Genomic DNA, 11,587 nt, shown 5'->3' on the forward strand with positions numbered 1-11,587 from the left:
CGGGGTGGGTGCGCGGGTACGGTCGGGGTGCTGGATCCGACCGTGTTCGAGGGGGTTTTGGTGGCGGGCGGGGAGGCGCGGTACGGCGCTGATGGTGGGGACCACGTCGACTTTCGCGATGGTGTGTTCACCGGTCCGGTCACGGGCAAGGGCGACCACCATCACTACTACGGGGCCCGGCGGGCCACGGCCGCGTGGCCGCATCAGGTGGGGGTGATCCCGCCGCGGGCGGGCTGTTTCCAGACCCGCGCGGAAGTGGTTCGGTTGCGTGAGGCACTCACGGGTGGGCGGGCTGCGGTCCTGGTGGGGCAGGACACGGTGCGTGGTCAGGTGCTGGCCGGGATGGGTGGGGTGGGCAAGACCCAGCTGGCCGCCGACTATGCCCGTACGGCCTGGCGGGCCGGTGAGCTGGACGTGTTGGTGTGGATCACCGCGAGCAACGCCACCGCGGCCGCCTCCGGGTATGCGCAGGCCGCGGTGGAGATCCTGGGTGCCGACCCGGCGGACCGGGAGACGGCCGCGCGCGCGTTTTTGGCCTGGCTGGAGCCCAAGGCGAACGCGACGCCGTGCCGGTGGCTGGTCGTCCTCGACGACGTCACCGACCCGGCCGACCTGAACGGGCTGTGGCCGCCGGCCGGCCCGCACGGCCGGACCCTGGTCACCACCCGCCGTCAGGACGCCGCCCTGGCTGGCCGTCTGATCAAGGTCGGGCTGTTCACCGAGGCCGAGTCCCTCGCCTACCTCACCGCCGCGCTGGGCGCCCGTAACCGCCGTGAGCCCGATGAACAGCTCACCGCGCTCGCCCAGGATTTAGGGCACCTGCCGTTGGCGTTGTCGCAGGCCGCTGCCTACCTCATCGACGCCGGCATCAGCGCCGCCGCCTACCGGGGGCGGCTGGCCGACCGTGCCACGCTGCTCGCTGATGCCGCCCCCGAGGTTCTGCCCGACGGTCAGACCCAGAGCGCGGCGGCGGCCTGGTCGCTGTCCGTGGACCGTGCCGGCACCCTGCGCCCGGTGGGCCTTGCCCGCCCGATGCTCCAGCTCGCCGCGTTCCTCAGCCCCAACGGCATTCCCGAAGCCGTTCTGACCAGCGCTCCCGTCCTCGACCACCTGACCCGGCACCGCGCCGAAGAGCAGGACAGGACTCCGGTGTCTGTCACTGCGGACGAGGCGGTCGGTGCTGTGCGGGCGCTGGATCGGCTCAGCCTCATCGACCACACGCCCGCTACCCCTCACCAGGCCGTCCGTGTCCACCAGCTCATCCAGCGTGCCACCCGTGACAGGCTCACCCCCGACCAGCGCGACCAGCTTGCCCGCACCGCCGCCGACGCCCTCGCCAGCGCCTGGCCCGCCATCGAACGCGACACCGAACTCGCCCAGGCCCTGCGCGCCAATGCCACCGCCCTCTCCCGCACCGCCGGAGATGCCCTGTACCAGCCCGCCGCGCATGCGGTGCTGTACCGGGCCGGTCGAAGCCTCGGCGAAGCCGGTCAGGTCGCCGCCGCCACAGCTCACTTCCATCGCCTGACCGAGACCACCGGCCACCGACTCGGCCCCGACCACCCCGCCACCCTGACCGCCCGCTACGACCTCGCCCGGTGGCGGGGGCACGCGGGAGACGCGGCCGGCGCCGTAGCCGCGTACGAGCAGCTACTGGCCGACCGAATTCGGGTACAGGGTGAGGACCACCCCGACACGCTGGCCACCCGCGGTAACCTCTCCCGGTGGCGGGGGGTTGCGGGGGATGCGGCCGGTGCCGTGGCCGCGTTCGAGGAGCTGCTGGCCGACCGGCTGCGGGTGCAAGGTGAGGACCACCCCCAGACCCTGACCACCCGCCACAACCTCGCCCACTGGCGGGGGGTTGCGGGGGATGCGGCCGGTGCCGTGGCCGCGCTCGAGCAGCTGCTGGCCGACCGAGTTCGGGTGCAGGGTGAGGACCACCTCGACACCCTGATCACCCGCAGCCACTTTGCCCGGTGGCGGGGGGAGGCGGGGGACGCGGCCGGTGCCGTGGCCGCGTTCGAGGAGCTGCTGGCCGACTCGCTGCGGGTGCTGGGTGAGGACCACCTCGACACCCTGGCCACCCGCAACAACCTCGCCTACTGGCGGGGGGAGGCGGGGGATGCGGCCGACGCCGTAGCCGCGTTCGAGGAGCTGCTGGCCGACCGGCTGCGGGTGCTGGGTGAGGACCACCTCGACACCCTGATCACCCGCAGCCACTTTGCCCGGTGGCGGGGGGAGGCGGGGGACGCGGCCGGTGCCGTGGCCGCGCTCGAGCAGCTGCTGGCCGACTCGCTGCGGGTGCTGGGTGAGGACCACCTCGACACCCTGATCACGCGCAACAACCTCGCCCACTGGCGAGGGGAGGCGGGGGACGCGGCCGGCGCCGTAGCCGCGTTCGAGCAGCTGCTGGCCGACCGAGTTCGGGTGCAGGGTGAGGACCACCCCGACACCCTGACCACCCGCAGCAACCTCGCCCGGTGGCGGGGGGAGGCGGGGGACGCGGCCGGTGCCGTGGCCGCGTTCGAGGAGCTGCTGGCCGACCGGCTGCGGGTGCTGGGTGAGGACCACCCCGACACCCTGACCACCTGCAACGACCTCGCCTACTGGACGGCGAAGGGGGGAGAGACACCCGCGCCTGAAGGTTGACGGCACCCGACACCGCCCCCGAGCCTGACGAGCTGGCCGCATGGGTCGCGGGGTATTGGCGTACGCCTACGGTCCCACCTTCGGTGCGCGCCGGGGGCGTGGTAAAACCCATGGCGCGCTGGAGGTGCTTCTGTCTGCCTTGACGGCCATCTGCACGGGTGCAGCCTGTCGTCACCGTTCCGTCACAAGTAGTCGCCGCACGGAACCCTGCCGCTCTCCCGCCCCATCTGCACTCACGTACCACGACCACACGTACCGCGGGGCAACAACCGACGACCGAAACCCGCGGACGAGACGACTCAGGGGGACCACAGCATGCGGCACAGCAACGGCATTCGCAGGGCGGCTCTGGCGACGACGGCGGTCACGGCCGTCGCGGCGGCGGTGACCGGCATCCTGCCCGGCACCGCCATGGCGGCGAGCACCACCACCTCCACCCCGCCGCCCGCCTGCCCGGCCTCCGCCCTCCAGGTCAGCGCCTGGCAGGCCGTCCACCGGCCCGTCGGGACCGGGACCGGGGCGGCGGTCGTGCAGTTCACCAACGTCTCCCGGAGGACGTGCGTCCTGAAGGGCCATCCGACGGTCGCGGGCGCCGGCAACGGCTCCCCCGCCCGCAACACCCCGCTCAAGGTCACCCCCACCGGCAGGGCGGCCACCGTGACGGTCCGGCCGCACGGCAAGGCGTGGGTGAAGCTGACCTTCGTCCAGGTCCAGGGGGAGGCCGACGGCTACTGCGTGTCGGGCAAGGACCCGGTGACGTATCCGACGATGGTCATCGGGCTGCCGCACTCCGGGAAGCACCAGGTCGCCCTGAACGACGGGGTGTGGGCCGAGTGCGACAACAAGGTGACCGTCACCCCGGTCTCGGCGGTCAAGCCTTCCTGACCCCACCGTCCTCACAAATCGAGCAGCCTGCACGACGATCGCAACGCTGGGGCCTGCCCACGACGTACTCGGCTGCTGAAGTTGCCGCGGCACTCGATTGCTCGGAGTGGTGGGTGAAGGAACAAGCCCGCCGGTGCCGCATCCCGTTCATCCGCAGCGGCAGTGGATACCGCTTCACCCAAGCGCACGTTGAGGAGGTCTTCCACATCCTCGAGGAACGCCCCAACGACGTGAGCACCCTTCAGAGCAAGGACACTGCAACGCGACGCCGCGCGGTCGTGAGCTTCGCAGGCACCGCAACGCAACTGAGGGCGCGGCGTCCACGGCGCGCTCGGAACGCCGCCTGACAACCTGATGGTCGCAGCGGGTGGGAGCCGTATCCCAGGCTTCCACCCGCTGCTTGTGATGAGTGGGGATCATGGGGGTTCGTTGAGAACCGCGGCACGTACTGGCGTGGCCGCTACAAGATCTCGCCGGGCAAGTACGGCACCGTCGCCGACGAGCACGGGAATGCCATCCGCTTCCGAACGAAGCGGGAAGCCAAGCAGGCTGCTGATGCCGAAGAGGGCAAGGTACGGACGGGCACGTGGAAGGACCCGGCGGCCGGCCAGACCACGTTCGGTGAGTACGCCTCCCGCTGGTACGCGGCGCAAGACCTAGCCGCATCTACGATGCAGAACTACCGGCGCCACCTGGAAGAGCACCTACTCCCCGAGTTCGAAGAGCGCGCCCTTGCCTCGATTCAACGCACCGACGTCGATGCCTGGGAGAAGCAGGAGAAGACCCTCTACGCCGCATCGAGCGTCAAGACGTGGCGCGGCACGCTCCACCTGGTCCTCGAAGACGCGGTGGACGACGGCATCATGAGCGCCAACCCCGCAACCAAGCGGCGTGGCAGGGGGAAACGAGCAGGGCGTTCGCGTGACCGAGGGCCTGGAAGGTCGTCACAGATCCGCTGGGCATCCTCCTGTGCGCCGAGCGCGCATCCGTGCTCTCCGGCCGTGACGACGAGTTCGTTGCCGTCATCACCAAGGGCTACACCGGCATGCGGTGGGGCGAAATCGTAGGGCTGGAGACCGAGTTCATTCGAAGTGCAGCCGTACGTGTGCGACCGCAGCCCTGTTCCTGCCATGGCAACACGTACGTGTTCCGAGGCCAGGGCGTGTCCCGCACGGGCGAGACCGGCGCGAAGCTGATTGACGTGGCGAGACGTGCCGGCGTCTCCACCGGCACGGTGTCGAACGTCCTCAATCGGCTGGACGCTGTCGCCGAAGCAACCAAGACGCGGGTGCGAGAGGCCATTGAGGCTCTCGGATTCACCCGCGGCGGAGGTGCCGTCGACTATGCCGAGCACTGGCGACGGAACGGGTTCGCCACATGGCTCTTCACGCCGGCTGTCTCCGGCTGGTACCCGAAGAAGGCGCCGCAGGAGGCACGGCCCGTACCGGTGCTCGCCGATCCTTGGCCTGGCGTGCCGGCGCGGGGGAGGGATGCGCAGGCGCGAGCGGACTCCTGCTGGGTGCCGATCGCGAAGGGGCTCACGCCTCACGGGCTCCGCCACACGCACAAGACGCGCATGGAGGGGTTCCGCACTCCGCCGAAGCTCATGGATGAGCGGATGGGGCACATCGACGGGTCGGTGCAGGCTCGCTACTCGCACATCACGCGAGAGATGCGGGTCGAGTTGATGGCGAACCTCACCGCGGAGTGGGAGGCGTCTCTAGATGCCCAGCTCGCCACGTGCCCCACGTCACCTGTCGCAGTGCTCAACGACCTCTTGCAGGAGCGTCTGAGAGCGCGTCGGTAGCCGCCGTCCGGGAGCAGAATTCCAAGATCTTCTCCCAGATTTCTCCCAACGGGCCCCGGAAACCACTCAGGGGCCCGACCCGCTCTGCGGATCAGGCCCCTGACCTGGTGTTTCTCTGTCGGGGTGGCGGGATTTGAACCCACGACCTCTTCGTCCCGAATAATGTGCGGAAAGGTCGCCAGCCAGCAGTTCTTGACTCCTGTGCAGGTCAGGGCGTCGGTACGAGTTGGTTCCGGTGGGCGGCGATCCGTACGGCTTCCTTGATCCACTCCCCGCTCACTCCCCAGGGCTGACCCGTCAGGGCGACGCAGGCTGAGGCGCCTAGAACGGCCCCCGCCGCGAACTGTGAGGCCATTCGACATCGTGCCCGGCACGCGCTTGCGGGGGATATGAGCCTCCAACTCGTGAGTAGTTGCCCCCACACGCTTTCCAAGTCTGTTTGCGGCCCGCCAGGCCCGATGCCGAGACGTTCACCTGGGTTCATGTCCGTCCGGCTGTTGATCGGGAGCCGACGGCCGAACCCTCCTGAACGGCGGCGTCCGCCCCTGAATGAGACGGAAATTGAGACGGACAGCCTGGGCCGCCGTGCGCTGGTACACCGAGCACCTCGTCCGCCGGCATCAGTAGCCCAAGAAGTTGAGCTGTCGGCGGTTGTCAGCATTGGTCATCGTTCAGCGCTCTTCCACGGCCCATAGACGGCCCAGCTCAGCACCGGAGTCTCACTCCGTCCGGGGCGTCTCCCGGTGTCGCCAGCCCTGAGCCCGCCAGATCAGCGCGAGACCAGCCAGCATGAGCAGGCTTTGACCATGGAAGGGCACCAGCCACGCCGCCGTGAGGCTCGCCGCGATCAGCAACGCCCCGGCACCCCATACGCGAGGCTGCTTCACTCCCTTGCGCACCCAAGGGAGTGCGACGCGCCCAGTCGTCACGGCCAATATGCCAGTCACGCACAGTATCAACGCCATCACGAGGATGATTACAAGAACGACGGACGACACACGACCCTCCCCGGCGCCTTCTCCTAGGCACTCGCCGTAAGGATCTCAGCGCTCAGCCACGGGGCACAATGCCGGAACTGGGCGGGCTACAACCCCCACTTGCAGACCCGCGGGCACCCCCTTGACTCGGACCACCGCTTTAGGAGTGAGGTTGAGTGAATACCGCTCTGACCTGCGAACTGCCCGCGTGGGCGGACCGGGGGCTAGTCACCCGCCGGTCACTGCCGGTCCCCGTGGTTCCCCGCTGGATCTGGCACGCGTGTGGCAGGGAGAACTTCAGATCCGTAGCTCTATGTGGAGCGGTCAGTGACGCGCAAACAGGTCGTCCGCGGGCCTCGTAGGAGCGCTACTGGCTGCGCACAGCTGCTGGGCTTACGGTACTTCGCTATGGCCCGCTCGGCGTCGTAGAAGGCTTCGGGCTTGTTGGGTGGGTCGTACTGGTCATCGCGGGGTCTACTCCTGATCCCTTTTTGCCCTGACTTCCCGAATTCTTCCTCTTTCGGGCCGCCTTCTTCTTCCTTGGCGCCGATGCTGGCGGTACCGGTAGGGGCCACTTATTGAACACTTTCTCTGGCGTGTGGCAGCCATCAAAGGACAGCAGCCCGCCCTTTATTTTCGTTTCATTCGTGAGAATCGAACCGGAAACAAAGTATGCTTCATCGAAGAATACGGAAGTCCCCGATAGTGTCGCGTCAAATCGCACCTCAGATCCGCAGAAGTCGGCCCCCGCGAAGCTCAAAATTCCATCTTTGAGGTGCGCTCCCGAGAAAGTGACACTCCCTCCAGCGAACTTTGCCCCGAGCCAAATAGGCCCACCGAAGGAGAGTTCCGCCCGCCCGAGCACGCAGCTGCCGAATGTTACCGAACTACCCCCAAAGAAGGCGGCGCCGAACGCGATTTCACCTTTCTCGAATCTGGCGAATATGAAGGATACGACTCCGCCGAGAAAATGGGCCCCAGTGAAAAGAACCTGCGCCCCGGTGAAGACGGCCGGCAGATCCTCGCCGCTGCCGAAGTTCACGTCCGCACCTAGGAATTTTGCGCTATCAAAAGAAACAGTGCCGCGCGTGAAGTTACACCCAGAGAAATTCACTACTCCCGCAACGAAGTGGGCGCCTGCGAATGAGCCGCCATCAAATACGGCCCCGCTGAAGTCGAGGTCGAAACCGCACCAGGTGCCCGCGGCTGCCGGGTCCTGCAGGTGTTCAGATATGACCTTGATGGCAGTCAGCCTCACTTCCCGTTCCCCAGGGTGTGGAGCTTCGGGGTCATACGGAATGCGCAAGTAGGCACAGAGTAGGCGGCAGATAGTCTCGCGTTGAGCACTGTCGTCATCGGCCAGTCTTGAGAGTGCGTAGATTCCGGCCAGTCTGACTGCCGCTCTCTCGTGGCCTAGTTGCTCAGCAGCAGCCTGATACCGGCCACCTAGAGTTTCCGAATCTGCCCTTAGGCTAGTGGCCTCATCGATTCTTTGCTTCCTGTAGGCGTAGACGATTGCGAAGACTCCAGCCAGCAATCCGGCTGTCGTAACGGTACTCCTTGTGAGATCGAAAAGCCTTTCCTTTGGAAGTCTGGAGGATGAGCTTGGAATCAACCCAATGTGTGCACCCGTCAGCCCTGCCAGTCCCACAAATATGACCCAAGCACCTATTGCTGCGGCGAAAAATGCCAGTGCTAGGATTATGGGGAAGCTGGGCATTTGGGGAGTGTGTCGCCCAGCGTCTTTCTTTCGCCTACCCTTGCTGTGCAGTACGGATCGCTTGACGATTGCACGCATTTTTATGGGGAGTCGCATGGTTTGCGATTGTAGTGGCTAGTCGGCCTTGGGATCAGCAGATTCCGGGCAGTTGACCTCGCAATAGTGGTACGACCATGGCCACACGGTGTCGTACTGTTCACCCCTAATACTCCAGTTGTAGATCGCGATCTTCATGTCTGGGCGGCTTGTCGCTGATAGTGGCTGGCCTGGGATCGAGCCTGGTGACGGCGTCGCCAGTGGGACCAGTCGAACCGGTGGGCCGTGCCGTGAACAGGCCGGACGACGAGCGCGATGAACAGGCGCTGGATCTCGTTGCAGGTGAGTGGTATCAGTCCGTCCGGCTTCGGGTGGCGGGTGTGTTCGTCGGCGCGGACGACGGTGAGGAAGGCGTGGGCGAGCATCGCGAGGGTGACCCAGCGGTGCCATGACGTCCAACGTCTGACCTGGTGTTCGTCCAGTCCGGTCAGGCCCTTGCCGGACTGGAAGGTCTCCTCGACGGTCCATCTGCGTCCGGCGACGCGCACCAGGGTGGACAGCGGCGCGGGGGCGGCTGAGTAGCAGCGGTAGAAGGCGAGTTCGCCGGTGCGTCGGTTCCGGCGGACGAGCAGCTGGTGGTGGCCGGGCCGGTCGTCGGCGAGGTCGGCCAGGGCCCAATCGTAGAAGCGGTGCCCCTTGGCTCCGGCGCCGGCGGAGAGTTTCTGCCAGACTCTCCGCGGCAGCTTCTTGATCAGGGCGTCGGCGCGGAACGTGCCCGCGCGGGTGGTGATCTGGTGGTCACGGGCGACGGCGAGTACGTAGCCGACCTGCCATTCCTCCAGGGCGGTGCGCAGGTGTGGGTTGGCTCCGTAGACCTCGTCGCCGGCCACCCAGGATGCGGGGACGCCGACGTCCAGCGCGCGGGTGATCATACGGACTGCGAGGGCAGGTTTCGTGGCGAAGGCGACGTTGTCGGGTATCCCGGCGGCCCGGCAGCGGGCCGTGTCCTCGGTCCACGAATGCGGGACATACAGCTCCCGGTCTATCGCCGCGTGCCCGAGCGGAGTCGAGTAGGCAAGGTAGACGGCGACCTGGGAGTTCTCGATGCGCCCGGCGGTGCCGGTGTACTGGCGCTGCACCCCCACGGTGCCCGTGCCTTTCTTCAGGTCGCCGGTCTCATCCACGACCAGCACCGCATCCTCGTGGTGCAGGTGCTCGACGACGAAGCCGCGGATGTCATCGCGTACCGCGTCGGCATCCCACTTGGCCCTCGACAGCAGGTGTTGCAGACCGTACGGGTTCGCGTCACCGGCCTGCTCGGCGAGTGTCCAGCAGTTCTTGCGCGGCAGGTCCGACAACAGTCCGAGCACGAACGCCCGTGCCCGGCGCCGGGGTTCCACCCGGACGAACCGTCCCGCGATACGGCCCATCAGGACTTCGAACGCTTCCTGCCAGCGGGCAGGATCTATGCCGTGACCTGCTGGCACCGCCTGATCTTCTGTCTTCACACACCGATGATCACCGGTGGCCCACCCGTTCCGATCAACCAGGCACGACAAGTGGCCGCCGACTCGGGTGGATACTGACTCGGTGCGCCAAGCATTCGTCCACGACGCGGTTGTAACCATGGAAGCGGGCGGTGATGTGCGAGCCCCCGGAGCAGCCATCACGGTCGCGCTCTGCGGGCACTGGGAGCACGAGCCGCCGTGCCCACTCGCGCCCCACCACACCACCGCGGAGCGCTTTGGCAACGAGGTACGACTACGGGTGCTCTTCGCTACCGAACCAGCGGCCGAGGCCGAAGTACGCAGCCGGATCGAAGCAGCCCCGTCCCGGGCCAGCCTCGACGGCCCGGACGGTGTCGGCACACGCTGGCAGTTCCGCAGCGCACAGCCTGGCCTCGTCCGGAAAGACGAGGCCAGGCACGCCGAACGACTCGTCCAGACCTGAAACCCACCATCATCCAGCACTGCAATCGCTGTGATAACGATCTACGGCTGGAGTACTAAGCCACCACTTACCCCAGCTCTCATCCCGCGCACGCTCCTACGGACCCGCAGTCGGGAACGGCGCCCCTCTCCCCCGGTGCCGGCCGATCCCCCGCCGGAGGCACTGCCTTGACCGTGGTCCGCGCTCTGCGGTGATCACCTTATGGCCTTCGGCCCTTCCCGTGTGTGGGCGCGCGTCGGTGCAGCGTGCGCGGAGCGGGCCGAAGGCAGGAGCGCAGCGCGCAGCGGAGCCGGGAAGCGCGCCCGGCGGCGCGGAGCGCAGCCGGGGCTTGATGAGGTAGAGAAACCTGGAGCTCGAGGCGGGCGGCTTCGTGTGGTCACCCCGCCCACGCGAGGTCGTATACCTCGATCCCGTGTGCGACGCGACGAACGCCACCCAGGTCCGGTCCCGGCCATTGAGAGCCCCCACCGCACTCAGTGGGCGGGGACTCCATTGCGGTGGGCCATCGGACGGAACTACGCATTGCGAGTTGTGCGATCTTGGTCCGCCAGTGTCCGCGGATGTCTGCGAAACGGACTCCACGCCTGGCCACACGGGGTTTCGGACCCTGACGGACGATGGCGGGCGTTCACGGAACGAGCGACGATCGAGACCGCAACTGAGACCGTCCCCAGCCTCGAAGGCTCTGGGGGATCGCATCCGCCAGACGAGCGGAGGACCAACTGCCATCATCGGCCGATGGAGTACTTCACTCTCGCTGCGAAGCCATCCGGGCATGACTCCGCCACCGTCGAATCCGCCCTCCGCCGAGCCTGGAACGCGTGCGCTGAGGAAGCCTGCTCCAAGTGCGGCGTCCCGCCCTGGCAGTACTGCCGCATACCGGATCAGCGGTGGCGCCTGGTACGTGACCCGTTTCCACCGACCCCGACAGGACGCCGCAGGTGCGCCCGGAATTCTGGCTCCGGTGGGGATCAACGGGCTCAGCTGGGCTAAAGGTACAGGCCGATTTGTGTGGGATGACCGGCGTGTTCCGGCGGTGTGACTGGCCCCCTGGTCCAACGGCGAACATGCCGGCCGGGGCCCTGTGACTGGGGCCGGGGTCGAACCGACGACCTCTTCGTCCCGAATTAGGCCCTGGAAGATCGCCGAGCTGCGGCTCGTGGAAAATGAGCAGGTCAGGGTGCTGGAGTGCGTCGGTCTACGTTGGTGCTTCGGGCCCGCGATCTCAAGATCATCTCCAGGATTTCTCCATGGACGTTGAGCAGGGCTGCCTCATCGACCACGCCGCACCCTCGGACCGGCGACGCCAACCAAACGGGCAAGCTTCCCTCGGTGACACTTCAGGGAGCCCTCCCGTCGGGGCAGCGGCCACGGGCGAGGAGGCAGAGCCGGCGGATCTACAGACCGCGTGGGACATCCGCTCCGAGCTGGGTTTGTCCACGACCCGAAGCTGCTGGCCCCACACCCGCCCCACGTTGCCTTCGAGAACAAATCGCAGCGCTAGACAGTCGGCCTCTCGCCGCTTCGGCGCTCGGAGAGCACACGCCTGAGCTGAACGACACC

Annotated in this window: 5 protein-coding genes and 1 pseudogene; 4 read left to right on the forward strand and 2 right to left on the reverse strand. The window is 67.3% G+C overall.

Features of this window, described 5'->3' with window-relative positions; all coding sequences use genetic code 11:
- From ACFYZZ_RS45065 to ACFYZZ_RS45075, 3 genes and pseudogenes are all read left to right on the forward strand, one after another.
- Positions 1 to 2,649: tetratricopeptide repeat protein (locus ACFYZZ_RS45065; protein ID WP_389189869.1), on the forward strand; the 2,649-nt coding region annotated here is incomplete at its 5' end.
- A gap of 315 nt (positions 2,650 to 2,964) precedes the next feature.
- Positions 2,965 to 3,534, forward strand: coding sequence for a DUF4232 domain-containing protein (locus tag ACFYZZ_RS45070; protein WP_389189871.1), 570 nt, complete (start codon positions 2,965 to 2,967; stop codon positions 3,532 to 3,534).
- A 467-nt stretch (positions 3,535 to 4,001) separates the two neighbouring features.
- Positions 4,002 to 5,341 (forward strand): annotated as a pseudogene (locus ACFYZZ_RS45075) (LacI family DNA-binding transcriptional regulator).
- Positions 5,342 to 6,724: 1,383 nt separating this feature from the next.
- On the opposite strand, the gene ACFYZZ_RS45080 reads toward ACFYZZ_RS45075, so the two are convergent.
- Together ACFYZZ_RS45080 and ACFYZZ_RS45085 are read right to left on the reverse strand one after the other, a co-directional pair.
- A complete protein-coding gene (locus ACFYZZ_RS45080; protein WP_389189873.1) occupies positions 6,725 to 8,038 on the reverse strand; it encodes a pentapeptide repeat-containing protein in 1,314 nt (437 codons plus the stop codon).
- A 230-nt stretch (positions 8,039 to 8,268) separates the two neighbouring features.
- Complete coding sequence (locus ACFYZZ_RS45085) at positions 8,269 to 9,504, reverse strand: IS701 family transposase (RefSeq protein ID WP_389189877.1); 1,236 nt, start codon at positions 9,502 to 9,504, stop codon at positions 8,269 to 8,271.
- A 160-nt stretch (positions 9,505 to 9,664) separates the two neighbouring features.
- On the opposite strand from ACFYZZ_RS45085, the gene ACFYZZ_RS45090 reads away from it, so the two are divergent.
- The gene (locus ACFYZZ_RS45090) at positions 9,665 to 10,024 is read left to right on the forward strand and encodes a hypothetical protein (protein WP_389189875.1); all 360 of its coding nucleotides are present in this window, start codon (positions 9,665 to 9,667) and stop codon (positions 10,022 to 10,024) included.
- The last annotated feature ends 1,563 nt before the right edge of the window (positions 10,025 to 11,587 follow it).

It is taken from the genome of Streptomyces sp. NPDC001816, assembly GCF_042892235.1.
GTDB lineage: Bacteria > Actinomycetota > Actinomycetes > Streptomycetales > Streptomycetaceae > Streptomyces.